Genomic DNA, 24,675 nt, shown 5'->3' with positions numbered 1-24,675 from the left:
GGCGCGCTTAAGGACATGTCAATGGAAAAACGGTCTCGTTTCGACGCGAGCGTCTTGCCGTATCTGCTGGTCGCGCCGCAGCTCGCCATTACCGCGCTCTTCTTTCTGTGGCCGGCGGGCGAGGCGCTCTGGCAGGCCACGCAAAGTCAGGACGCATTCGGCACATCGAGCGAATTTGTGGGCTTCGCGAACTTCCGGCAGCTTTTCGCTGACCCGCTCTATCTTTCGTCGTTCAGTACGACGATGATTTTCTGCGCGCTCGTCACCGTGTCGGGCCTCGTGATATCGCTCGTGCTCGCCGCCTGCGCGGATCGCGTGACGCGCGGCGCAAAGGCGTATCAAACGCTGCTCATCTGGCCGTATGCGGTCGCGCCCGCCATCGCTGCGGTGCTGTGGTCGTTTCTGTTCAATCCGAGCATCGGCCTCGTGACGTATGCGCTCGCCAAAGAGGGCATCGTCTGGAATCACGCGCTCAATGGCACGCAGGCGATGTTTCTCGTCGTGCTCGCGTCCGTGTGGAAGCAGGTCAGCTACAACTTCCTGTTCTTCTACGCCGGGCTTCAGGCGATCCCGCAATCGCTGATCGAAGCCGCCGCCATCGACGGCGCCGGTCCCGTGCGACGTTTCTTCGGCATTGCGCTGCCGCTCCTTTCGCCGACGACCTTCTTCCTGCTCGTCGTCAATCTGGTGTACGCGTTCTTCGATACCTTCCCCGTGATCGACGCCGCGACCGGCGGCGGCCCCGCGCAATCGACCAAGACGCTCATCTACAAGATCTTCGCGGAAGGGTTTCAGGGCCTCGACATCGGCAGTTCGGGCGCGCAGTCCGTCGTGCTGATGGTGATCGTCGTGGCGCTGACCATCGTGCAGTTCCGCTTCGTCGAACGCAGGGTGCAATATTCATGATCGAGAATCGCCGCAGCTTCGATATCTTCTGTCATGCGGTGCTGATACTCGGCGTCGCGCTGGTCGTGTTTCCGGTCTACGTCGCGTTCTGCGCGGCCTCGATGAACGCGAAGGAAGTCTTCACCGTGCCGCTTTCGCTCATCCCGAGCACGCATCTGTTCGAGAACGTCGCCCACATCTGGACGCACGGCAGCGGCAACGCCGCCGCGCCTTTCGGGCGCATGCTCGTCAACAGTCTCGTGATGGCGCTCGTCATCTCCATCGGCAAGATCGCGGTGTCCATCATCTCGGCGTATGCCATCGTGTTCTTCCGCTTTCCATTGAAGAACCTCGCGTTCTGGCTGATCTTCGTCACGCTGATGCTGCCAGTCGAAGTGCGCATCTTCCCGACGGTGCAGGTCGTTTCGTCGATGCATCTCGCGAACACGTATGCGGGGCTCACGCTGCCGCTCATCGCCTCGGCGACGGCCACGTTCCTGTTCCGCCAGTTCTTCATGACGCTGCCCGACGAACTGATGGAAGCGGCGCGCATCGACGGCGCGGGGCCGCTGCGCTTCTTCTGGGACGTGGTGCTGCCGCTTTCGAAGACGAACATCGCGGCGCTGTTCGTCATCACGTTCATCTATGGCTGGAATCAGTATCTCTGGCCCATTCTCATCACCAACGAGCAGTCGCTGCAAACGGCGGTGGTCGGCATCAAGAGCATGATCGCCTCGGGCGATACGGCGACCGAGTGGCATCTCGTGATGAGCGCGACGCTGCTCGCGATGCTGCCGCCGCTCGCGGTCGTGTTGACGATGCAGCGGTGGTTCGTGCGCGGCCTCGTCGATGCGGAAAAATAATAAGGAGAACCGGGTTCAATGGCTGCACTGACACTCCAGGGCGTCAAGAAGACTTACGACGGCAAGCAGTACGTACTGCATGGCATCGACGTGGCGGTGAACGACGGCGAGTTCGTCGTGATGGTCGGGCCTTCGGGCTGCGGCAAGTCGACGCTTCTGCGCATGGTCGCGGGCCTCGAAAGCGTGTCGGAAGGCACGATCGAGATCGGCGGGCGCGTGGTGAACAAGCTGGAGCCGAAGGATCGCGATATCGCGATGGTCTTTCAGAATTACGCACTTTATCCGCACATGAGCGTCGCGCAGAATATGGCGTATGCGCTCAAGATCGGCGGCGCGGACCGCGCGACCATCGAGAGCCGCGTCGCGAATGCCGCGCGTATTCTCGAACTCGAACACCTGCTCGCGCGCAAGCCGCGCGAGTTGTCGGGCGGGCAACGTCAGCGCGTGGCAATGGGGCGCGCGATCGTTCGCGAGCCGGCCGTCTTTCTCTTCGACGAGCCGCTCTCGAATCTCGACGCCAAGCTGCGCGTGCAAATGCGCCTCGAAATCCAGCGCCTGCATGCGCGTCTCGCCACCACGAGCCTGTATGTGACGCACGATCAGATCGAAGCCATGACGCTCGCGCAGCGCGTCATCGTGATGAACAAGGGCCGCGCGGAGCAGATCGGCGCGCCGACGGACGTGTACGAGCGTCCCGCGTCGGTGTTCGTCGCAAGCTTCATCGGTTCGCCCGCGATGAATCTGCTCGAAGGCCGCTTGTCGGAAGATGCTTCGGTGTTCGAAGTGGCGCGCGGCGGACCGAAGCTCCCGGTTGCGGGCGCGCAGGGATTGACGCGCGAGATGTGCGGGCGCGAGTGGATCATGGGCATTCGCCCGGAACACATGACGCCCGGCTATATCGAAACGGCTAGCGCCACGCTCGACGTCGATTCAGCCGAATTGCTCGGCGCGGACAATCTGGCGCATGGCAAGTGGGGCAAGCATGACGTGGCGGCGCGCTTGCCGCATGCGCATCGGCCGCAGCGGGGCGAGAAGCTGCTGGTTTCGGTGCCGGCGCGGCAACTGCACTTTTTCGATCCGGCTACCGGATTGCGCGCCAACTGAGGAGAACCGCGATGAGAATCTGGCCGTATCCCGCTATCGTCGCGCATCGCGGCGGCGGCAAGCTCGCGCCGGAGAACACGCTCGAAGGCATCCGGACGGGCGCGCGTCTCGGCCTGAAGATGATTGAATTCGATGCGAAGCTGTCGGCGGACAACGTCGTGTTCTTGCTGCATGACGACGACGTGGACCGCACGTCCAACGGCCACGGCGCGGCGAAGTCGATGACCTACGCGCAGTTGTGCGCGCTCGACGCCGGGTCGTGGTTCAGCGAGGCATTCGCCGGCGCGCACATGCCGACGCTCGCGGAAGTGCGCGAGCTATGCGCGTCGCTGAATCTCGCGGCGAACGTGGAGATCAAGCCGTGTCCGGGGCGCGAAGTCGAAACAGGCGAGCTCGTCGCGCGTGAGGCGGCGCGTCTTTGGAATGGCGCCGAGCCCGCGCCGCTGCTGTCATCGTTTTCTTTCGAGGCGCTGGAAGCCGCGCGCGACGCCGCGCCCGATCTGCCGCGCGGCGTGCTGTACGAGCGCGTGCCGGCGGAGTGGCGCGAGCAGACCGCGGCGCTCGCGTGCGTCTCGCTGCATGCGGACCATCGTTCGCTCGACGAGACGCTCGTGCGCGACATCCGCGACGCGGGCCTGCGCGTGCTCGCCTACACCGTGAACGATCCCGAGCGGGCGCGCCTGCTCGCGCGATGGGGCGTCGATGCGATCTGCACGGACCGCATCGACATCATCGGCGCGGACTTTCTCGACAGCTAGCCGGGCAAAGAAGCCTCAGCGGGCGCGCGCCAGCAGCACGCCCGCGAGCAACGCGAGACCGCCGACCAGCGCGATGGTTCGCCACGGCCGGTCGCGCAAGTAGGCGTCGGCGTCGTCCATGACCGCGGCGGCGCGCTCGCGCACTGCCGCTTGCGAGTCGTTCAGACGGGCGCGGGCCGCGTCCACTTGATCGCTGATGCGCGCGCGCAGCCTTGCGGCATCGGCGGATGCGCCTTCGCCCAAGAGCTCTTCGAGTTCGGAAAGCAGCGCGCGCAGTTCGGTGCCGATATCTTCGGCAGCCTCGCGGCCGTGGCGCGCCATGCGGCGTGCGCGGCGGCTCGTGCTGTTCCATGAATCTCCGATGGCGTCTCGCGTGTTAGGCAGTGCGTTCATGATCGCTCCGTCGATGGATGAATCGTGGATGGATGACACTCCGCTTTCGCGGCGGAAAGTGCCATTGAGCAAGTTGGATGCCGGTGCCAGCGCGCGACGCGCAGGCCGTCGACGCGTAATTACTGCGTGGCACACGCCGCCGCGCAAGTCACATTTACAAGGCGCGTGTAAAAGAAAACGCCGTCATGCTGACTGCACGACGGCGTTCGGACTGCATAGTGAATGCTGCTCACGCGATCAGAATCGATAGCCGACGCGCAGATACGTCACGATCGGATTGATGGTGATCTTCGCCTGCGACTGCACGTTGAGCGTGCCGACCGGCGTTTGCGCCTGCGTGCTCAACTTGGCGGTCGCCTTCAACGGAATGAAGGACACGGAGAACGCCGCGAACCAGTGTTGTGTGAAATTGTACTGAGCGCCCAGATTGAAGACGGGTGCCCACGAACTATCCGTATCGACGGTGGTCGGACCATGCAGCACGGTGCTCTCGAATGCGCTGTTCGTGATGTGCGCGTCGGTGAACCAGGTGCGCGTCACGCCGATGCCGGCGAACGGGCGGAATTTTGCGTCAGGAGCGTTGAAGAAGTATTTGAACAGCAGCGTGGGACTCCACTGCTTGGCGCTGCCGATCTTGCCGTACTGCGAGAGCGTTCCGGTTCCATTGAGGTCGAAGGAGGGCGGAATGCCTATCTCGAACTCGCTGGCAATGTGGTCGGTGATGAAGTAGCCCAGCGTGAAGCCGGCGGTATCAGCGCTTCCGATGCCGGCGCCCGTGCCGGGTACGCTGATATTAACGGGAGATCCGCCTACACTTGTTTCTTTGAGCGGACCGCTGCTGTCTTGCGGTGCAAAGTGAAACCAGCCTGCAGTTGCGTAAATGGATCCAGCCGATTGCGCATGTGCCGCGGTGGACACGCATGCGAGTGCTGCGATCCCCGCCATGACTTGTTTTATTTTCAATTTGTGCTCCTCCTGAAAGCACGCTCATTATGAACACATCATTTCAAAGTCACCATAGCGGCACGGTAGAGCATTTTCCCTAGGGCGAAAGACCGCTTCGGAGTCCCGTTGCACGGCCCTTGCATGCGTCTTGTGTCCCCGCTGCAGCAGCGTCTCCAGTCAGCCCCCGCTTGGGGTAACACAAACGCGACCCATGGAATATCCAGAATGGCACGGCTTGCACGACTCTACGTCCCCGAACAGCCGCAGCATGTCATCCTGCGCGGTCTCGACCAGCAGCCCGCCTTCGTCGACGACCAGGACTACGAGCTTTTCATCGAATGCCTGAGGACGGCCTCACGCGATCATCACCTCGCCATCCACGCTTATGCGCTGATGCCGCAAGCCGTTCATCTGCTCGTCACGCCCCGCGACGAAGCCAGCTTGCCCAAGGCGATGCAGGCGGTCGGCCGGCGTTACGTCGCGCACTTCAACCGGCGTTACACGCGGCGCGGCACATTGTGGGAAGGTCGGTATCGCGCGACGGTCATCGAGGGAGAGCGGTACTTTCTGCTTGCCACGCGCGTCGTGGAGATGGCGCCGGTGCGCGCGCAGCTCGTGGCGTCGCCGCAGGACTACAAGTGGTCGAGCTACCGGCATCACATCGGGCTGACGGTGGATTCGCTGATCACGGACCACTCGCTCTTCTGGCTGCTCGGCAACACGCCGTTCGAGCGCCAGCACGCGTACAAGGAACTGAGCGAGCAACCGCTCGACGAGCGCGAGACGACCCGTCTGCTTCAGGCGACGCTCAAAGGCTGGGTGCTCGGCAGCGATACGTATCGCGAGTGGGCGGCGCGTGCCGCGAACCGCCGCGTGTCGCCGCTGCCGCGCGGCCGGCCGCGCAAGATTCGGGAAACGCCCCAGACGCAGTAAGAGCGCGCCGCGCTGAACCAAACGGTGGCCCGATTTGCGGGACGCCGTTTATTTTCGCTGCTTCGCGATATGGCACCAAATAAATATGGCAGCGATGCACCATTTCGATAATAGGTGACAGACCATCGAATTTAATTTGCCATCTTTTTGATTCGTCGCGTATATTTCGATTTCCGGCGTTTATTGCGATGCAGCGCAAGCTGCGCTATCGGCTCCGCGCCTTGCAGCGCAGCCGAAAGCGCCCGGGCGAGAGATAACAAAACGGTTCAACGGCCGAGTCGGCCCCCACAGTAGAGACGGTGTCCCCATGAACGATCATCAGCAGCCGGCAGTCGGTTCGCTTCCCGCCGCGCAGGGCATGTACGACCCCGCGAATGAACACGACGCGTGCGGCGTCGGCTTCGTCGCCCATATCAAGGGCAAGAAGAGCCACGAGATCATTCAGCAGGGTCTCAAGATTCTCGAGAATCTGGATCACCGGGGCGCGGTCGGCGCAGACCCGCTGATGGGCGACGGCGCGGGCATCCTCATTCAGGTGCCGGACGGTTTCTATCGCGAGGAAATGGCCAAGCAGGGCGTGACGCTGCCGCCGGCTGGCGAATACGGCGTCGGCATGATCTTCCTGCCGAAGGAACACGCGTCGCGCCTCGCGTGCGAGCAGGAACTCGAACGCACCGTGAAGGCCGAGGGACAAGTCGTGCTCGGCTGGCGCGACGTGCCGGTCGACGCCAACATGCCCATTTCGCCCGCCGTGAAGGCGAGCGAGCCGCTGATCCGCCAGATTTTCATCGGACGCGGCAAGGATATCGTCGTGACGGATGCGCTTGAGCGCAAGCTCTACATCATCCGCAAGACGGCGAGCCATCGCATTCAGGCGCTCAAGCTCAAGCACGGCAAGGAATACTTCGTGCCGTCCATGTCGTCGCGCACGGTCGTCTACAAGGGGCTGCTGCTGGCCGGTCAGGTCGGCGTGTACTACCGCGACCTGCAAGACGAGCGCGTCGTGTCCGCGCTCGCGCTCGTGCACCAGCGTTTCTCGACGAACACGTTCCCCGCGTGGGAACTGGCGCACCCGTACCGCATGATCGCGCACAACGGCGAGATCAACACCGTGAAGGGCAACGTCAACTGGCTGAACGCGCGCACCGGCGCGATCGCCTCGTACGTGCTCGGCGACGATCTGCCGAAGCTCTGGCCGCTGATCTATCCGGGCCAGTCGGACACCGCTTCGTTCGACAACTGTCTGGAACTGCTGGTGATGGCCGGCTATCCGCTCGTCCACGCGATGATGATGATGATTCCCGAAGCATGGGAACAGCACACGCTGATGGACGACAACCGCCGCGCGTTCTACGAATACCACGCCGCTATGATGGAGCCGTGGGACGGCCCGGCCGCGATTGCGTTCACGGACGGCCGCCAGATCGGCGCGACGCTCGACCGTAACGGCCTGCGCCCGGCGCGCTACATCGTGACGGACGACGACCTCGTGATCCTCGCGTCGGAATCCGGCGTGCTGCCCATTCCCGAATCGAAGATCGTCAAGAAGTGGCGTCTTCAGCCGGGCAAGATGTTCCTGATCGACATGGAGCAGGGCCGCATCATCGAGGACAAGGAGCTCAAGGACAACCTCGCGAACGCGAAGCCGTACAAGAGCTGGATCGACGCCGTGCGTATCAAGCTCGACGAGATCGAGCCGAAGGCCGAGGACGTGGAAGCGCAGCGCCGCGAGGCCGCCGCGCTGCTCGATCGCCAGCAGGCGTTCGGCTATACGCAAGAAGACCTCAAGTTCCTGATGGCGCCGATGGCGCAATCGGGCGAGGAGGCCGTCGGCTCCATGGGCAACGATTCGCCGCTCGCGGTCATGTCCAGCAAGAACAAGACGCTCTATCACTACTTCAAGCAGTTGTTCGCGCAGGTGACGAACCCGCCGATCGACCCGATCCGCGAGAACATGGTGATGTCGCTCGTCTCGTTCATCGGGCCGAAGCCGAACCTGCTCGACACTATCAACATCAACCCGACGATGCGCCTGGAAGTGTCGCAGCCCGTGCTCGACTTCAAGGACATCGCGAAGATCCGCGCCATCGACACGTACACCGGCGGCAAATTCCGCTCGTACGAACTGAGCATTTGCTATCCGGTCGCGTGGGGCAAGGAAGGCGTGGAAGCGCGCATTGCCTCGCTGTGCGCTGAAGCCGTCGATGCCGTGAAGTCCGGCTACAACATCCTGATCGTGTCGGACCGCAAGATGGACCGCGACAACGTCGCGATTCCGGCGCTGCTCGCCACGTCCGCCATTCACACGCACCTCGTGCAGCACGGCTTGCGCACGAGCACCGGTCTCGTCGTGGAAACGGGTTCGGCGCGCGAGACGCATCACTTCGCGCTGCTCGCGGGCTACGGCGCGGAAGCCGTGCATCCGTATCTCGCGCTGGAAACGCTCGCCAACATGGCCGAAGGGCTGAAGGGCGACCTGTCGGCGGACAAGGCCATCTACAACTTCACGAAGGCAGTCGGCAAGGGCCTGCACAAGGTCATGTCGAAGATGGGCATTTCGACGTACATGTCCTACACCGGCGCGCAGATCTTCGAAGCAGTCGGTCTGTCGTCGGATCTCGTGGAAAAGTATTTCAAGGGCACGGCGTCGAAGGTCGGCGGCATCGGCATCTTCGAAGTGGCCGAGGAAGCCATTCGCCTGCATCGCGATGCGTTCGGCGACAACCCCGTGCTCGCGACCATGCTGGATGCGGGCGGCGAGTACGCGTACCGCGTGCGTGGCGAAGAGCATATGTGGACGCCGGATGCCATCGCCAAGCTGCAACATTCGGCGCGCAGCAATTCGTACCAGACGTACAAGGAATACGCGCACCTTATTAACGACCAGACCAAGCGCCACATGACGTTCCGCGGCCTGTTCGAGTTCAGGCTTGACCCGGCTAAGGCCATTCCGCTCGATGAAGTGGAACCGGCGAAGGAAATCGTCAAGCGTTTTGCGACGGGCGCGATGTCGCTCGGCTCGATCAGCACGGAAGCGCACGCCACACTGGCGGTCGCGATGAACCGCATCGGCGGCAAGTCGAACACGGGCGAAGGCGGCGAAGACGAAACGCGCTATCGCAACGAACTGCGCGGCATTCCGATCAAGAGCGGCGACTCGCTGCAATCGATCATCGGCAAGGAAGTCGTCACCGACATTCCGCTGAAGGACGGCGATTCGCTGCGCTCGAAGATCAAGCAGGTCGCGTCCGGGCGCTTCGGCGTGACGGCGGAATATCTGTCGTCGGCGGATCAGATCCAGATCAAGATGGCGCAGGGCGCGAAGCCCGGCGAAGGCGGCCAGCTGCCCGGCCACAAGGTGTCGGACTACATCGGCAAGCTGCGTTATTCGGTGCCGGGCGTGGGCCTCATCTCGCCGCCGCCGCACCATGACATCTATTCGATCGAAGACCTGGCGCAGCTCATCCACGATCTGAAGAACGTGAATTCGTCGTCGAGCATTTCGGTGAAGCTGGTTTCCGAAGTGGGCGTCGGCACCGTGGCGGCGGGCGTCGCGAAGGCGAAGGCCGATCACGTCGTGATCGCGGGCCATGACGGCGGCACGGGCGCGTCCCCGCTGTCGTCGCTGAAGCATGCCGGCACGCCGTGGGAACTCGGCCTCGCCGAAACGCAGCAGACGCTCGTGCTCAACCGTCTGCGCGGCCGTATCCGCGTTCAGGCCGACGGCCAGATGAAGACCGGCCGCGATGTCGTGATCGGCGCGCTGCTCGGCGCGGACGAGTTCGGCTTCGCGACGGCGCCGCTCGTCGTCGAAGGCTGCATCATGATGCGCAAGTGCCACCTGAACACGTGCCCGGTCGGCGTCGCGACGCAGGATCCGGTGCTGCGAGCGAAGTTCACGGGCCAGCCGGAACACGTCGTCAACTTCTTCTTCTTCGTTGCGGAAGAAGTGCGCGAGATCATGGCGCAGCTCGGCCTGCGCAAGTTCGACGACCTGATCGGCCGCGTCGATCTGCTCGACACGAAGAAGGGCGTCGAGCACTGGAAGGCGAAGGGACTCGACTTCTCGCGCATCTTCTATCAGGTGCCGGTCAGCGAAGAAGTGGCGCGCAAGCATGTGGACGTGCAGGACCACGGTCTCGACAAGGCGCTGGATCACGTGCTGATCGAGAAGTCGAAGGCGGCGATCGAGAAGGGCGAGCACGTCTCGTTCATTCAGCCGGTGCGCAACGTGAATCGCACGGTCGGCGCCATGCTGTCCGGTCTGATCGCGAAGAAGTACGGCCACGACGGCTTGCCGGACGACACCATCCACATTCAGCTGAAGGGCACGGCGGGCCAGAGCTTCGGCGCGTTCCTCGCGAAGGGCGTGACGCTCGATCTCGTCGGCGACGGCAACGACTACGTCGGCAAGGGCTTGTCAGGCGGGCGCATCATCATTCGCCCGACCAACGACTTCCGCGGCAAGTCCGAGGAAAACATCATCTGCGGCAACACGGTGATGTACGGCGCAATCGAAGGCGAATCGTACTTCCGCGGCGTCGCGGGCGAGCGGTTCTGCGTGCGTAACTCGGGCGCGACGGCGGTTGTCGAAGGCACCGGCGACCACGGCTGCGAATACATGACGGGCGGCACGGTGATCGTGCTCGGCGAAACGGGCCGCAACTTCGCGGCGGGTATGTCGGGCGGCATCGCGTTCGTGTACGACCCGGACGGCACGTTCGCCGCAAAGTGCAACAAGTCGATGGTCGCGCTCGATCCGGTGCTGCAACAAGCCGAACAGGAGCGCACGGTGGATCGCGCGCTGTGGCACGCGGGCCAGACCGACGAAGCGCTGCTCAAGGGCCTCGTCGAGCGCCACTTTCAGTTCACCGGCTCGCCGCGTGCGAAGGCGCTGCTCGAAAACTGGGATGCGTCGCGTCGTCAGTTCGTGAAGGTGTTCCCGACCGAATACAAGCGCGCGCTCGGCGAAATCGGCGCGAGAAAGGCGAAGGAAGCACTGGCGGCTTAAGCCCGAAACACAACAAGTCAGGGCTCTCCGATGAAAAGGCATCGGAGAGCGCGATCCTCACTCAATACAGAGAAAGATATGGGCAAGGCAACCGGTTTTCTCGAATTCGAACGCCGCCATGAGGCGTACGAAGCACCGCTGACCCGCGTCAAGCATTACAAGGAATTCGTCGCTGCGCTGACTGACGACGACGCCAAGGTTCAAGGCGCGCGCTGCATGGATTGCGGTATTCCGTTCTGCAACAACGGCTGTCCGGTCAACAACATCATTCCGGACTTCAACGATCTCGTGTTCCGCCAGGACTGGAAGAGCGCGATCGAAGTGCTGCATTCGACCAACAACTTCCCGGAGTTCACGGGCCGCATCTGCCCGGCGCCTTGCGAGGCGGCGTGCACGCTCGGCATCAACGAAGATCCGGTCGGCATCAAGTCGATCGAGCGCAAGATCATCGACAAGGCGTGGGAAGAAGGCTGGGTCGCCCCACAGCCGCCGAAGCACAAGACGGGCAAGAAAGTCGCCGTCGTGGGTTCGGGTCCGGCGGGGCTCGCGGTCGCGCAGCAACTGGCGCGCGCGGGACATGACGTGGTCGTGTTCGAAAAGAATGATCGCATCGGCGGACTGCTGCGCTATGGCATCCCCGACTTCAAGCTGGAGAAGTGGCTGATCGACCGCCGCATGCGCCAGATGGAAGCGGAAGGCGTGTCGTTCCGCACGAACGTGTTCGTCGGCCGCGATGCGATCCCGTCGCACATCGGCAATACGGCGAAGGAAAGCATCACGCCGGAAGAACTGAAAGAGCAGTTCGACGCGGTGGTGGTCGCGGGCGGCTCGGAAACGCCGCGCGACTTGCCGGTGCCGGGGCGCGAGCTGCAAGGCATCCACTTCGCGATGGAGTTTCTCCCGCAGCAGAACAAGGTCAACGCGGGCGACAAGGTCGCGGATCAACTCGTCGCGAAGGGCAAGCATGTCGTCGTGATCGGCGGCGGCGATACGGGCTCGGACTGCGTCGGCACGTCGAACCGTCATGGCGCGAAGAGCGTCACGCAATTTGAACTGCTCGCGCAGCCGCCTGAAGAAGAGAACAAGCCGCTCGTGTGGCCGTACTGGCCGATCAAGCTGCGCACGTCGTCATCGCATGAGGAAGGTTGCGAGCGCGACTGGTCGGTTGCGACCAAGCGCTTTGAAGGCAAGAACGGCAAGGTGGAGAAGCTGATCGCGGCGCGCGTCGAATGGAAGAACGGCAAGATGCAAGAAGTGCCGAATTCCGAATTCGAGATGAAGGCGGATCTGGTTCTGCTCGCGATGGGTTTCACGCAGCCGCTTTCGCCGGTGCTCGAAGCGTTCGGCGTCGACAAGGACGCGCGCGGCAACGTGCGGGCAACGACTGAAGGCGAGAAGGCGTATTACACGTCGGTGGACAAGGTGTTCACGGCGGGCGATATGCGGCGCGGGCAGTCGCTCGTCGTCTGGGCGATTCGCGAAGGGCGTCAGTGCGCGCGGTCGGTGGATGCGTATTTGATGGGGTCGAGTGAGTTGCCGCGGTAATCGTTCGACGCATCGTGAAGCAAAAAGGCCACGCGTTCCGTGGCCTTTTTGCTATCTACGCGAAGAAATCAAGCCTCCACCATCGCCCTTTCGATCTCGATCTTGTAGTCATGGAACATCGCGACCGACTCCCGATGCGCGACGCTTAAGATGGCCGCTTTCGGCAACCGCTCGACCAGCGTGTTGTAGATGTGCAGCTCGTTCTCCGCATCGAGCGCGCTCGTCGCTTCGTCGAGGAACACGAAGTCCGGCTTGTGCAGCAGCACGCGCGCCGCAGCCAGCCGCTGCTGCTCGCCCGGCGACAAGCTGCGCGCCCAGTGCGCGCTTTCATCGAGCCGGTCCGCGTACGCTTCGAGGTTGCAGGCGCGCAAGGCTTCGCGCGATTCTTCGTCGGTGAACGTCGTGGCCGGCGACGGATACGACAGCGCCGCGCGCAACGTCCCGATCGGCAGATAACTCTGCTGCGGCACGAACATCAGCTTCGCATCGACGGGCGCGTCGATGGTGCCGTCGCCGAACGGCCACAGGCCCGCCAGCGCGCGCATCAGCGTGCTCTTGCCCGAACCCGACGGTCCGACGACGAGCCAGCGCGAACCGGGCTCGATCGACACGTCCGCCACGCGCGAAAGCGGCGTGCCATTCGGAAGCGCGAGTGTGAGGCCGGTCGTCGTCAGCGACGGCGTGCTCGTGTAATGCAGATTGATGCCGCCGCGTTCCGTCGCAGGCGACGTTTCCTCGCGGATATGCGTCGAGCGCATCACGCGCTTGAACTCGCGCAGACGGTTGACGGTGGCGCGCCATTCGACCAGCGTCGAATAACTGTTGATGAACCACGAGAAGGAATCGCTGACCGTGCCGAACGCCGATGAAATCTGCATCAGCACGCCGAATGAGAACGCGCCCGCGAAGTAGCGCGGCGCGGCGACCATGATCGGAAAAATGATCGCAATCTGCCCGTAGAAGGACAGCACGAAGGTCATGCGCTTCGTGTACTTCATGATGAGCCACCAGTTGTCGCGAATGCGCTGGAAGATGCTCTTCGCGTTGGCGGTTTCGGTGGCGATGCCGTCGTAGAACGCAATCTGCTCGGCGTTTTCGCGCACGCGAATCAGGCCGAAGCGGAAGTCCGCCTCCACTTTCTGCTGCTGATAGTTGATCGACACGAGCGGATGCCCGACCTTCTGGATGATGAGCGAGCCGAGGATCGCGTAGAGGGCGGCGGCCCACACCATGTAGCCCGGAACGACGAGCGGCTTGCCGAAGAGCGTCAGCGTCAGAGCGCCCGCGAGCGTCCACAAGATAGTGATGAAGGTGACGAGCGTGACGAGCGTCGACAGCAGGTCGAGCGACAGCGTAAGCGTGGTGGTCGCGAAGGATTGCAGGTCGTCGCTGATACGCTGGTCGGGGTTGTCGGCGAGGCGGTCGCGTTCGATGCGGTAGAACGCCTTGTCGCCGAACCATTGTTCGAGATACCGGTTCGTGAGCCATTGCCGCCAGCGGAACGCGAGCATTTGCCGGAGATAGCGGCCGTAGACGGCAAGCAGGATGTACGCGAACGCGAGACCCGTGAAGATCAGCAGCAAGTGCGGAAAGTCGCGCACGTTCTTGTTTTGCAGCGCGTTATAAAAGTCTGCGTTCCAGCTGTTGAGCCGCACGTTGATCCAGACGACCGTCATATTGATCGCGATGATCGCGACCAGAAGGCCCCACGCGATGCCGCGTTCTTCCGAGACCCAGTAAGGTTTGATGAGGCTCCACGCCGATACGTCATCCGCCTTCTGCTGCGTGCTTTCGAGATTCGTGTTGACCATGACCTTGTGTTCGGGTGCGCCGGATCGCCGGCGGGTTGAGACGGTGTCGCTTGCCGTTCGGCGCGCGGCATCGACGTGCGCGCAGCCAGTTCCGGGTTCGCAGATTGTTGTGATGCTGCCTTAACTGTCGCTTAATTCGGCCCGATCGTCCGATGAACCGGTGTTCGGGGCATTGTGCCAGAGTGCCGCCGGCCGCGACCGAAGCGGCACGACGCGGCACGACGCGGCACGACGGGAGCGCCACGGCCGCAGCGGGCAATCCCGGTTTGCAGCGGCTTTGCCTTTTATGCTCTAATGATCTGCGACGAAACAGGGGTGCTTCGCGCGCCGTCACTGGCAACGGTGGCCGGCGCGGCGAGGCTGAGAGAGACCCTTTGCACCCGATCCGGGTAATACCGGCGAGGGAAGTTTCCGGAGAACGCGCGTTCGCCGCGCCATTCCTCCAGTCTCTTCCGGTCTTCCTTTTCCGCTCGGTGCGTCTGACGGCCGCCGTGCAGGTCTCTCCTCCGCTGATTCGTCACGTTAGTCAATCGGTATGCCGCTTCCTGCGGCGACGCTCGCGTACGTCGAGGCGACGCACGCGACCGGATGAGGAGACATCGGATTGTGAACAGCATGGAACAGGGCGACGCCCGCCGGCCGGATTTCGCCGTGATCGGCGGCGGGCTCGTCGGGCGGCTCGTCGCCTGGCAGCTTGCGGGCGCGGGGCACGGCGTCGCGCTCTACGAGCGTGGCGACGAAGCCGGCTCGCAGTCGGCCGCGTGGGTCGCCGCGGCCATGCTCGCGCCGCTCGCGGAGGCAACGAGCGCGGAGCCGCTCGTCGTCGAACTCGGCGCGGCGTCGCTCGCGCGCTGGCCGGATGTGCTCGCGGCATTGCCCGAGCCGGTCTTCTTTCAGCGCAACGGGACGCTCGTCGTCTGGCACGGCGCGGATCGCGCGGAAGCGCCGCTTTTCGAGCGCCGGCTGCGCGCGAACGCCCCGGTATCGCTACTCGACGGCGGTTTCGTCAAGCTCGCGGGCGCGCAGGTCGCCGAGGCGGAACCGGCGCTCGGGACGCGCTTCGCGCAGGGCTGGCTGCTGCCGCACGAAGGCCAGCTCGACAACCGGCAGGCGCTCAAGGCGCTCGCGGCGGGGCTGGCGGCGCGCGGCGTGCGCACGCACTGGAACACGCCGGTCGATGCCATGCCCGATGCGCGCTGGATCATCGATTGCCGCGGTCTCGGCGCGAAGGCCGCGTGGCCCGCGCTGCGCGGCATTCGCGGCGAAGTGGCGCGGGTGCATGCGCCGGGCATCGGGCTCACGCGGCCGGTGCGCTTGCTGCATCCGCGCTATCCGCTTTACATCGCGCCGAAGCAGAACGACGTCTACGTGATCGGCGCGACGGAAGTCGAGGGCGAGGACATGTCGCCCGTCAGCGTGCGCTCGGCGCTCGAATTGCTGAGCGCGGCCTTCGCCGTGCATCCGGGATTCGGCGAAGCGCGCATTCTCGAACTCAATTCGCAATGCCGGCCGACGCTGCCGGATCATCGTCCGGCCATTGCCTGGGATGGCGCGCAGACGCTGCGCGTGAACGGGCTGTATCGGCACGGCTTCATGATCGCGCCCGAAGTGGCCGATGCCGCGTGCGCGCTCGCCGATGCGCTCATCGGAGGAGCGGTGCGCGACGCCGCTTCGTTCGCGCAGTTCCGCGGCGATGCCGCATGGCCCGAGCTGCTGCACGGCGCGTTCGCGGCCGTGCCCGCGTGACACGATTCAGAGACAGAACCATGAACATCCACATCAATCAGCGCGAGTTCACCTTGCCCGATGCCGCGACCGTGACTGACGCGCTCGCCGCGTTCGGCGCGAAGCCGCCGTTCGCAGTCGCGCTCAACGGCCAGTTCGTCGCGCGCGGCGAGCATGGCACGAAGACGCTCGCGCCGGGCGACAAGCTCGACGTCGTTTCGCCCGTCGCGGGCGGTTGAACACACGAAGGATTCCATCATGACCACACAGACCGCCGATGTGCTCACGCTCTACGGCCAGGCATTTCCGAGCCGCGTGCTGCTCGGCACGTCGCGCTATCCGTCGCTGCAATCGCTGTCCGATTCCATCGATGCCGCGCGCCCCGGCATGGTGACGGTCGCGCTGCGCCGCCAGTCGGAGACGGGCGAAGCCGGCTTCTTCGACGTGCTCAAGCGTCACGGCGTCGCGCTGTTGCCGAACACCGCGGGCTGCCAGAGCGTCGACGAAGCGCTGACAACTGCCTACATGGCGCGGGAAGTCTTCGACACGCCGTGGATCAAGCTCGAACTGATCGGCGACGATTACACGCTCCAGCCCGACCCGATCGGCCTGGTCGAAGCGGCGGCGAAGCTCGTGCGCGACGGCTTCAAGGTGCTGCCGTACTGCACCGAAGATCTGGTGATCGGCCGGCGCCTGCTCGATGCCGGCTGCGAAGCGCTGATGCCGTGGGGCGCGCCCATCGGCACGGGCAAGGGCGTGACGAACCCGTACGGCCTGCGCACGCTGCGCGAGCGGCTGCCGGACGTGCCACTGATCGTCGATGCGGGTCTGGGCGTGCCGTCGCACGCGTGTCAGGTGATGGAGTGGGGCTTCGACGGCGTGCTGCTCAACACGGCGGTGTCGCAGGCCACGTTTCCGCCGCAGATGGCGCGTGCATTTGCGCTGGGCGTCGAAGCGGGCCGCAGCGCGTTCCTCGCCGGTCCGATGGCCGAGCGCGACAGCGCGCAGGCAAGCACGCCGGTCGTCGGCATGCCGTTCTGGCATCAGGACGGAGGTGCGGCATGAGCCTGCTCGGTCGCGAAGTGTTCTGGCCGCCGGCGGACGAACTCCTGGAAGTCGCGGAGCGCATCCGCGCGCGTCTGGGCGACTGGCCCGCCGCGTCGACGCGCTGGCGCATCTGCCTGACCGCGCCCGAATCGGCCGGCGCGCAGGATTTGATCGTGCTCACGGGCCCGCGTGAATCCGATCCCGGCGCGCTTGCCGGCGACGCCGCCCTGCTCGAAGCGCACGGCTCGCGCGTGACGCTGACGCGCAACGGCGCGCGTTTCGTGCTCGACGGCGAGCGCTCCGACGACTGGCTCGCCGCGCTCGCCGCGTTTCTCGACTGCAACTTCGAGCCGCACGATGCACTCGTTCTGGCGCTGGCCTGGCGCACCGGCGACGAGTCGAAAGACGACGCCTGGCCCGTCGATTTCGCGACGTTTCCGCGCGTGAGCGACCTTCCGCCCGCGCCGGAGCCCGCATTCCCCGCATGCCCCGACGCGCTCGGCCTCTATCCCGTTCTGCCGAGCGCGGAATGGGTGGAGCGCGTGCTCGAGCTGGGCGTCGCCACGGCGCAACTGCGCCGCAAAAGCGCGGACGCCGACGATCTTCGACGCGAGATCGAGCGGTCCGTGGCGGCGGGGCGTCGTCATCAGGCGCGGCTCTTCATCAACGATCACTGGCGCGAGGCGATAGCGGCGGGCGCTTACGGCGTGCACCTCGGCCAGGAAGACGTCGAGACCGCCGACCTGAGCGCGATTGCGGGCGCCGGCCTGCGCCTCGGCCTCTCGACGCACGGCTACTATGAAATGCTGCGCGCGCTGCATTTCCGGCCGAGCTATCTCGCGCTCGGCGCCGTCTTCCCGACGACGACGAAGGTCATGCCGACCAAGCCGCAGGGGCTTGCCCGCCTGCGCCGCTACGTGCAGCTTCTGCGCGGCCGGGTGCCGCTCGTCGCGATCGGCGGAATCGACGGCAAAGTGATCGGCGACGTGCTCGCGACGGGCGTGGGCAGCGCGGCGGTCGTGCGCGCGGTGACCGAAGCGCCGGATACTGCTCAGGCGGTCACATTGCTGCAACAAAACTTTGCAGGTCAATGCTGACAGTTCCGAAAAAATTAGGCACCGCGCACTAGGCAAAGCACCGATTGCACGCAGGCCCTATAATGCGGCGTTTTGCGTCAACGGAATTTCTTACCCAGTGCCAGCCTCTTCTGAGACTCTGCTCGAGCTACGCGACGTCGACTTCGGTTACGGCGACCGGCTCGTCCTGTCGAACCTGAACATGCGCTTCACGCGCGGTCAGGTCGTCGCGGTCATGGGCGGCTCGGGCTGCGGCAAGACCACGACGCTTCGGCTGATCGGCGGTCTCGTCAAGGCGAGCCGCGGCCAGGTGCTGTACGGCGGGCAGGACGTGGGCGCGCAGACCCGCGACGGCCTCTACGCGCTGCGCCGGAAGATGGGCATGCTGTTCCAGTTCGGCGCGCTCTTCACGGATCAGACGGTCTTCGAGAACGTCGCGTTTCCGCTGCGCGAGCACACGGATCTGCCCGAAGCGCTTATCCGCGATCTCGTTCTGATGAAGCTCAACGCCGTCGGCCTGCGCGGCGCGCGCGATCTCGCGCCGTCGGAAATCTCGGGCGGCATGGCGCGTCGCGTGGCGCTCGCGCGCGCCATCGCGCTCGATCCCGAACTCATGATGTACGACGAGCCGTTCGCCGGCCTCGATCCCATTTCGCTCGGCATCACCGCGAAGCTCATTCGCACGCTGAACGACGCGCTCGGCGCCACGTCCATTCTCGTCTCGCACGACGTGCCGGAGTCGTTCGCCATCGCCGACTACGTGTACTTCGTGGCCAACGGCGGCATCCATGCGGAAGGCACGCCGGCGCAACTGCGCGCGTCGCAGGACCCGACCGTGCGCCAGTTCATCGACGGCACGCCCGACGGCCCCTTCAAGTTCCACTACGCGAGCCAGAACCTCGCGGCGGATTTCGGCATCGGAGGCAAGGCATGATCAGCGCACTCGGACGCTGGGTGCTCGACGGCTTCGGCACCGCTGGTTACGCGACGCGCATGCTCGTGCGTCTCGTGCTCGAATTCTTCCCGCTGCTGCGCCGCCCGCGGCTTGTCACGAAACAAATCCACTTCGTCGGCAATTATTCGCTCGTGATCATCGCGGTGTCGGGCCTGTTCGTCGGCTTCGTGCTCGGCTTGCAGGGCTACTACACGCTCAACCGCTATGGCTCGGAGCAGGCGCTCGGGCTGCTCGTCGCGCTGTCGCTCGTGCGCGAACTCGGGCCCGTGGTCACGGCGCTGCTCTTCGCCGGGCGCGCTGGCACGTCGCTGACGGCGGAAATCGGCCTCATGAAGGCGGGCGAGCAACTCACGGCAATGGAAATGATGGCCGTCGATCCCATCAAGGTGGTCGTCGCGCCGCGCATGTGGGCGGGCATCATCTCGATGCCGGTGCTCGCGGCCATCTTCAGCGCGGTCGGCGTGATCGGCGGCTATGTGGTCGGCGTGCTGCTGATCGGCGTGGATTCGGGCGCGTTCTGGTCGCAGATGCAGGGCGGCGTGGATGTCTGGCGCGATGTCGGCAACGGCGTCGTGAAAAGCGTTGTGTTCGGTTTCGCGGTGACGTTCATCGCGCTGTTCCAGGGCTATGAAGCCCGGCCGACGCCCGAAGGCGTGTCGCGCGCGACGACGAAAACGGTCGTGTACGCGTCGCTCGCCGTGCTCGGCCTCGACTTCCTGCTGACCGCGTTGATGTTCAGCTAATGGACCACTCGCGGACGCTCGCGAGGGCGTGGGCGTTGTGAAGGGCACAGACCATCACGCGCAACCCGCGACAAGATTCTCTTTGGAAAGACGATGAAAAAGACTGCTCTCGACTTTTGGGTCGGCCTCTTCGTGGTGCTCGGTTTCGTGGCGCTGCTGTTTCTCGCGCTGAAGGCCGGCAACATGAGTTCCCTGTCGTTCCAGCAAACCTACGCCGTTCGGCTCAAGTTCGACAACATCGGCGGCCTGAAGCCGCGCGCGCCCGTTAAAAGCGCGGGCGTGACGGTCGGGCGCGTCGGCTCCATCGGCTTCGACCCGAACGCGTATCAGGCGGTCGTGACCATCGACATCGACAAGCAGTACCAGTTTCCGAAGGATTCGTCCGCGAAGATCCTGACCTCGGGTCTGCTCGGCGAGCAGTACATCGGCCTCGAGCCGGGCGGCGACGATCAGATGCTCAAGAACGGCGACACCATCACGATGACGCAATCGGCTGTCGTGCTCGAAAACCTGATCGGACAGTTCCTCTACAACAAGGCGGCGGATTCGGGCGCGTCGAAGGCAGCAACGCCGGCCGCGCCGGCCGCTGCCGCGCCGGCGTTCCCGGGCGCGGCCAGCGCCATGGGCGCTGCACCCGCACCCGCCGCACCCGCGGCGTCGGGCGCGGCGGCAGCGAGCGCGGCATCGGGCTCGGCTCAATAAGGAGAAGCTATGTACGCGATGGGGCTGCGGCGCGTGCTTGTCTCGGCGGCGGCGGTGACGCTCGCCGGTTGCGCGACGGTGACGACGCCCACGAAGGGCGATCCGTTCGAGAGTTACAACCGGACGATGTTCACCATCAACGACAAGGTGGACCAGTTCGCGCTGAAGCCGGTCGCGAAGGCGTACGTGTGGAGCGTGCCGGAGCCGGTGCGCAACAGCGTCACGAACTTCTTCTCGAATATCGGCGATGTGTACATCGCGGCGAACAATCTGCTGCAGTTGAAGATAGCGGATGGCGTCTCCGACATCATGCGCGTCGCGATCAACACGGTGTTCGGCGTCGGCGGCCTCTTCGACGTGGCGACCGTCGCCAAGTTGCCGAAGCACTCCGGCGACTTCGGCCTAACGCTCGGTCATTACGGCGTGCCGTCGGGTCCGTATCTCGTGCTGCCGCTGCTCGGGCCGAGCACGGTGCGCGATACGAGCGGTCTGGTGGTCGACTATTTCGGCAGTCCGCTGACATACGTGAGTCCGGATTCCGTGAGTTGGGCGCTGTATGGCGTGAACCTCGTCAATACGCGGGCGAATCTGCTCGGCGCGACGGACGTACTCGCCGATGCCGCGCTCGACAAATACTCGTTCGTGCGTAACGCGTACTTGCAGCGTCGGCAGTATCTGATTCACGGCGACACCGACGGCGATACCGGCAGCATGCCGAACTACGACGAAGCGCCGCTGCCGACGTACGCCGAACCGGGCGGCGCGAGCGGCGCGGTGGGCGCATCGGCAACGGCGGTGCCGCCCGCTGCGGCGTCGGCGGCGGAAGGCGCGTCGGGCGCGGCGCCTGCTTCGGGAACCGCAGCCACGCCGAACGCCGCGAGTTCTAGCGGCGCGACCGTGCCGGGCAATCAGTACGTGCCGCCGCGTGCGCCGCCCGGCTTCCCTTCGTTCCGCCTGCGTTGAGCGCATCCACGCTAACGCGCGGTAACATGATTGACAGCGTTTATTACAGATTGGCCGGTGCGCGGCCTGAACTTGGTTCAAGCGGCGCACTCCAATCCAAGCCACTTCTTTTGCAGGGTCTGCGATGAAAAAACTCTTCTTGCTTCCTTTGTTTGCCATGCTGATGGCGTTCTGCGGCGCGGCGTCGGCGCAAACGGTCGATACCAGCTCGCCCGACGGCATGATCAAGACCGTCACGCAGCAGGTTCTCGATCAGATCAAGTCGGACCCGAAGCTTCAGTCGGGCGACGTGCAGCACATCACCGAACTCGTCAACCAGAAGATCCTGCCGTACACGGACTTCACGCGCACCACGCGTCTCGTGATGGGCCGCAACTGGAATTCGGCCACGCCCGAGCAGCAAAAGCAGATCGTCGAGCAATTCAAGATGCTGCTGATCCGCACGTATTCGGGCGCGCTCAGCCAGGTGCGCAATCAGACCATTCAGTACAAGCCGTTCCGCGCATCGCCGGAAGACACCGATGTCGTCGTTCGCTCGGTGGTGATGAACAACGGCCAGCCGGTCGAGCTCGACTATCGCCTGTACAAGACGCCGCAAGGCTGGCGCGTGTATGACATCAACGTGCTCGGCGCATGGTTGATTCAGGCGTATCAGCAGCAGTTCAGCGAGCAGATCTCGCAACACGGCGTCGACGGCCTGCTGCAGTTCCTCACGCAGCGCAACCAGCAACTCGCGAGCGGCAAGGCTTCGTCGTGAGCGCAGTCGGCACCGGCGGCCGTTTCCAGACGGCCGCGTCCTTGACTCACGAAAGCGCGAAGGCCGCGCTCGAAGCCGGCCTTTCGCGCATCGCCGCGGGCGCGACGGAAGTCGATTGCGCGCCGCTTCGGCAGTTCGATTCGTCCGCGCTCGCCGTGCTGCTCGCATGGCAGCGCGCGGCCACTGCGCGCGGCGCCGCGCTCGGTATCGTCAACATTCCCTCCGGGCTTGCCAGTCTTGCGCAAGCCTATGGCGTCGACACGCTGCTCACCTTCCGACATTGATCCTGTCCTGACTCATATGCTCAGGCGCGGCGGCGTTCATCAGCGTGAGCACCGCCGCAAACAGGATCGCTCCGACGTCGGCTCTACCGGCTTTGCCCTATAATCAAACGTTTTTTCGGGCCCGAACCCGGCCCCTTTTGAAGCGAGCCCGGGTCCGTCACGCGTAATCCGCACAATCGAGGCGCGGCCGCACGAGGCGCGCGCACTGTTCATGTCAGCCATAGAAATCCGAAACGTCCGAAAGCGCTACAAGGATCTGCAGGCGCTCAAGGGCGTGAGCCTCACGGTGGAAGAGGGCGAGTTCTTCGGCCTGCTCGGCCCGAACGGCGCGGGCAAGACCACGTTGATCAGCATTCTCGCGGGACTCGCGCGGGCCGATAGCGGCACGATCAGCGTGCGCGGTCATGATGTCGTCAGCGATTTTCGCGCGGCGCGTCGGGCGCTCGGCGTCGTCCCGCAGGAGCTCGTGTTCGATCCGTTCTTTACGGTGCGCGAGTCGCTGCGCATCCAGTCGGGCTATTTCGGCCTGCGGAACAACGACGACTGGATCGACGAGGTCATGGCGAACCTCGATCTCACCGAGAAAGCCGACGTCAACACACGCGCGCTGTCCGGTGGCATGAAGCGCCGCGTGCTGGTGGCGCAGGCGCTGGTGCATCGGCCGCCTGTGATCGTGCTCGACGAACCCACGGCCGGCGTCGACGTCGAGCTTCGGCAGACGCTCTGGAAGTTCATCTCGCGCCTGAATCGCGAGGGACATACCATCGTGCTGACGACGCATTACCTCGAAGAAGCCGAATCGCTGTGCGACCGCCTGGCGATGCTTCGCCGCGGTGAGATCGTCGCGCTTGAGCGCACGAGCGCGCTGTTGCAGCGTTTCGCTGGCATGCAGCTCTATCTGCGCTTTTCGAGCGGCGTGCTGCCCGCCGACCTGCGCTCGTTGGAAGTCGATCCTCAAGCGGTATCCGGCGCGCAGCACCTCCTGCGCTTGTCGAGCTACGACGAAGTCGAGCCGATCCTCGCGAAATGTCGCGCGGCGGGCTGCACGTTCGACGAAATCGAAGTGCGCAAAGCCGATCTCGAAGACGTGTTCCTTCAGGTCATGAACGAGCCGGAAATGGTCGAGGGGCTTTCATGAGCGGTTTCCAGACGTTGTTCTACAAGGAGTTACTGCGCTTCTGGAAGGTGTCGTTTCAGACGGTGCTCGCGCCTATCGTCACCGCGCTGCTTTATCTCACCATCTTCGGTCACGCGCTGACCGGGCATGTGCAGGTCTATCCGGGTGTCGGGTACACGAGCTTTCTCGTGCCCGGCCTCGTGATGATGAGCGTGTTGCAGAACGCATTCGCGAACAGTTCGTCGTCGCTGATTCAGTCGAAGATCACGGGCAATCTCGTGTTCGTGCTGCTGCCGCCCATCGCGCATTGGGAGATGTTCTTCGCGTATGTGCTCGCGTCGGTCGTGCGCGGGTTGTGCGTCGGCTTCGGCGTCTTCATCGTGACGATATGGTTCATCCCGATGTCATTTTCCGCGCCGCTCTACATTATTGCGTTCGCGATGCTCGGCTCGGCGATTCTCGGCACGCTCGGTCTGATCGCCGGCATCTGGGCCGACAAGTTCGATCAATTGGCCGCGTTCCAGAACTTCCTGATCATGCCGCTCACGTTCCTGTCGGGCGTCTTCTATTCGACGCATTCGCTGCCGCCCGTCTGGCGCGCGGTGTCGCATCTGAATCCGTTCTTCTACATGATCGACGGTTTCCGCTACGGCTTTTTCGGCTCGTCGGACGTGAACCCGCTCTTGAGCCTGTGCATCGTCGGCGGCTTTCTGGTCGTGCTCGCGCTCATCGCGGTGCGGCTGCTCGCGAGCGGCTACAAGCTGCGTCACTAAATCTCAAGGAGACAATCCCATGTTGCCGACTCCCGAGCAAGTGAAGGACTACATCGCTGGCGGTCTGTCGTGCCAGCATCTCGAAGTGGAAGGCGACGGCCAGCATTTTTTCGCGACCATCGTGAGCGATGCGTTCGTCGGCAAACGCCTGATCGCGCGTCATCAACTGGTCTACGCGGCGCTCGGCGAGCGCATGCGCGAGGAGATTCATGCGCTCAGCATGAAGACCCTCACTCCCGACGAATGGAAATCGGCCTGAATCCATCCGGCGAAGCCAAACAAGTC

The 24,675-nt window shown here is 64.2% G+C and carries 23 protein-coding genes and 1 riboswitch; of the genes, 20 read left to right on the top strand and 3 right to left on the bottom strand.

All coding sequences use genetic code 11. From position 1 onward, the window contains the following. Positions 1-21: 21 nt before the first annotated feature. From ugpA to ugpQ, 4 genes are read left to right on the top strand one after another with little or no spacing between them, the layout of a single operon-like run. Entirely contained in the window at positions 22-906 is an 885-nt protein-coding gene (gene ugpA / locus NCR34_RS12620; RefSeq protein WP_175946489.1) for a sn-glycerol-3-phosphate ABC transporter permease UgpA, read from the top strand. Further along, a complete protein-coding gene (ugpE, locus tag NCR34_RS12615) occupies positions 903-1,748 on the top strand; it encodes a sn-glycerol-3-phosphate ABC transporter permease UgpE (RefSeq protein WP_248320617.1) in 846 nt (281 codons plus the stop codon). Before ugpA ends, ugpE begins: the two co-directional genes overlap by 4 nt. Before the next feature lie 18 nt (positions 1,749-1,766). Continuing rightward, positions 1,767-2,852, top strand: coding sequence for a sn-glycerol-3-phosphate import ATP-binding protein UgpC (locus tag NCR34_RS12610; RefSeq protein ID WP_248320616.1), 1,086 nt, complete (start codon positions 1,767-1,769; stop codon positions 2,850-2,852). An 11-nt stretch (positions 2,853-2,863) separates the two neighbouring features. Beyond that, on the top strand, positions 2,864-3,610 hold the full coding sequence (ugpQ, locus tag NCR34_RS12605; protein ID WP_248320615.1) for a glycerophosphodiester phosphodiesterase: 747 nt from the start codon (positions 2,864-2,866) through the stop codon (positions 3,608-3,610). Positions 3,611-3,625: 15 nt separating this feature from the next. Here ugpQ and NCR34_RS12600 read toward each other — a convergent pair whose 3' ends face one another. Next, a complete protein-coding gene (locus NCR34_RS12600; protein WP_248320614.1) occupies positions 3,626-4,003 on the bottom strand; it encodes a DUF883 family protein in 378 nt (125 codons plus the stop codon). Between the two features lie 237 nt (positions 4,004-4,240). Continuing rightward, positions 4,241-4,966, bottom strand: a complete 726-nt coding sequence (locus NCR34_RS12595; RefSeq protein WP_371747348.1) for an OmpW/AlkL family protein — start codon at positions 4,964-4,966, stop codon at positions 4,241-4,243. Positions 4,967-5,173: 207 nt separating this feature from the next. Here NCR34_RS12595 and NCR34_RS12590 point away from each other — a divergent pair, with 207 nt between their 5' ends. The 3 genes from NCR34_RS12590 (at position 5,174) to NCR34_RS12580 (ending at position 12,437) form a co-directional block, all read left to right on the top strand. Next, entirely contained in the window at positions 5,174-5,881 is a 708-nt protein-coding gene (locus tag NCR34_RS12590) for a transposase (protein WP_248320613.1), read from the top strand. 307 nt (positions 5,882-6,188) lie between these two features. Beyond that, positions 6,189-10,892: a glutamate synthase-related protein gene (locus tag NCR34_RS12585; RefSeq protein ID WP_248320612.1), complete on the top strand. Its 4,704-nt coding sequence runs from the start codon at positions 6,189-6,191 to the stop codon at positions 10,890-10,892. A gap of 78 nt (positions 10,893-10,970) precedes the next feature. Further along, entirely contained in the window at positions 10,971-12,437 is a 1,467-nt protein-coding gene (locus NCR34_RS12580) for a glutamate synthase subunit beta (RefSeq protein WP_248320611.1), read from the top strand. A gap of 68 nt (positions 12,438-12,505) precedes the next feature. On the opposite strand, the gene NCR34_RS12575 is transcribed toward NCR34_RS12580, so the two are convergent. Continuing rightward, positions 12,506-14,248, bottom strand: coding sequence for an ABC transporter ATP-binding protein/permease (locus NCR34_RS12575; RefSeq protein WP_248320610.1), 1,743 nt, complete (start codon positions 14,246-14,248; stop codon positions 12,506-12,508). Positions 14,249-14,549: 301 nt separating this feature from the next. Further along, a riboswitch (TPP riboswitch) is annotated at positions 14,550-14,672 on the top strand. A gap of 191 nt (positions 14,673-14,863) precedes the next feature. Here NCR34_RS12575 and NCR34_RS12570 point away from each other — a divergent pair. The 13 genes from NCR34_RS12570 to NCR34_RS12510 all read left to right on the top strand — a co-directional run bounded on the left by NCR34_RS12570 (position 14,864) and on the right by NCR34_RS12510 (position 24,649). Continuing rightward, the gene (locus NCR34_RS12570; RefSeq protein ID WP_248322350.1) at positions 14,864-15,994 is read left to right on the top strand and encodes an FAD-dependent oxidoreductase; all 1,131 of its coding nucleotides are present in this window, start codon (positions 14,864-14,866) and stop codon (positions 15,992-15,994) included. Positions 15,995-16,014: 20 nt separating this feature from the next. After that, the gene (thiS, locus tag NCR34_RS12565; RefSeq protein ID WP_159837137.1) at positions 16,015-16,212 is read left to right on the top strand and encodes a sulfur carrier protein ThiS; all 198 of its coding nucleotides are present in this window, start codon (positions 16,015-16,017) and stop codon (positions 16,210-16,212) included. Between the two features lie 19 nt (positions 16,213-16,231). Continuing rightward, positions 16,232-17,038, top strand: a complete 807-nt coding sequence (locus tag NCR34_RS12560; protein ID WP_248320609.1) for a thiazole synthase — start codon at positions 16,232-16,234, stop codon at positions 17,036-17,038. Beyond that, a complete protein-coding gene (gene thiE / locus NCR34_RS12555) occupies positions 17,035-18,117 on the top strand; it encodes a thiamine phosphate synthase (protein WP_248320608.1) in 1,083 nt (360 codons plus the stop codon). Before NCR34_RS12560 ends, thiE begins: the two co-directional genes overlap by 4 nt. Before the next feature lie 97 nt (positions 18,118-18,214). Next, positions 18,215-19,030: an ABC transporter ATP-binding protein gene (locus NCR34_RS12550; protein WP_248320607.1), complete on the top strand. Its 816-nt coding sequence runs from the start codon at positions 18,215-18,217 to the stop codon at positions 19,028-19,030. Beyond that, positions 19,027-19,794, top strand: coding sequence for a lipid asymmetry maintenance ABC transporter permease subunit MlaE (gene mlaE / locus NCR34_RS12545; protein WP_248320606.1), 768 nt, complete (start codon positions 19,027-19,029; stop codon positions 19,792-19,794). The genes NCR34_RS12550 and mlaE overlap by 4 nt, the downstream gene beginning before the upstream one ends. 93 nt (positions 19,795-19,887) lie before the next feature. Beyond that, positions 19,888-20,496 carry an outer membrane lipid asymmetry maintenance protein MlaD gene (mlaD, locus tag NCR34_RS12540; RefSeq protein WP_244847355.1) on the top strand — a complete coding sequence of 203 codons (609 nt, stop codon included), beginning with the start codon at positions 19,888-19,890 and terminating at the stop codon, positions 20,494-20,496. A gap of 9 nt (positions 20,497-20,505) precedes the next feature. After that, positions 20,506-21,459: an MlaA family lipoprotein gene (locus NCR34_RS12535; protein WP_248320605.1), complete on the top strand. Its 954-nt coding sequence runs from the start codon at positions 20,506-20,508 to the stop codon at positions 21,457-21,459. Between the two features lie 124 nt (positions 21,460-21,583). Then, on the top strand, positions 21,584-22,216 hold the full coding sequence (locus NCR34_RS12530; protein ID WP_175946508.1) for an MlaC/ttg2D family ABC transporter substrate-binding protein: 633 nt from the start codon (positions 21,584-21,586) through the stop codon (positions 22,214-22,216). Continuing rightward, positions 22,213-22,500 carry an STAS domain-containing protein gene (locus tag NCR34_RS12525; RefSeq protein WP_175946510.1) on the top strand — a complete coding sequence of 96 codons (288 nt, stop codon included), beginning with the start codon at positions 22,213-22,215 and terminating at the stop codon, positions 22,498-22,500. The genes NCR34_RS12530 and NCR34_RS12525 overlap by 4 nt, the downstream gene beginning before the upstream one ends. A gap of 211 nt (positions 22,501-22,711) precedes the next feature. Beyond that, positions 22,712-23,638: an ABC transporter ATP-binding protein gene (locus NCR34_RS12520; RefSeq protein WP_175946512.1), complete on the top strand. Its 927-nt coding sequence runs from the start codon at positions 22,712-22,714 to the stop codon at positions 23,636-23,638. Then, positions 23,635-24,390, top strand: a complete 756-nt coding sequence (locus NCR34_RS12515; RefSeq protein ID WP_244847352.1) for an ABC transporter permease — start codon at positions 23,635-23,637, stop codon at positions 24,388-24,390. The genes NCR34_RS12520 and NCR34_RS12515 overlap by 4 nt, the downstream gene beginning before the upstream one ends. Before the next feature lie 19 nt (positions 24,391-24,409). Then, a complete protein-coding gene (locus tag NCR34_RS12510) occupies positions 24,410-24,649 on the top strand; it encodes a BolA family protein (RefSeq protein WP_035506651.1) in 240 nt (79 codons plus the stop codon). The last annotated feature ends 26 nt before the right edge of the window (positions 24,650-24,675 follow it).

It is taken from the genome of Caballeronia sp. GAWG1-5s-s, from assembly GCF_023631445.1.
Classification (GTDB): domain Bacteria; phylum Pseudomonadota; class Gammaproteobacteria; order Burkholderiales; family Burkholderiaceae; genus Caballeronia.
This window is presented reverse-complemented; position numbering and strand designations above follow the sequence as displayed.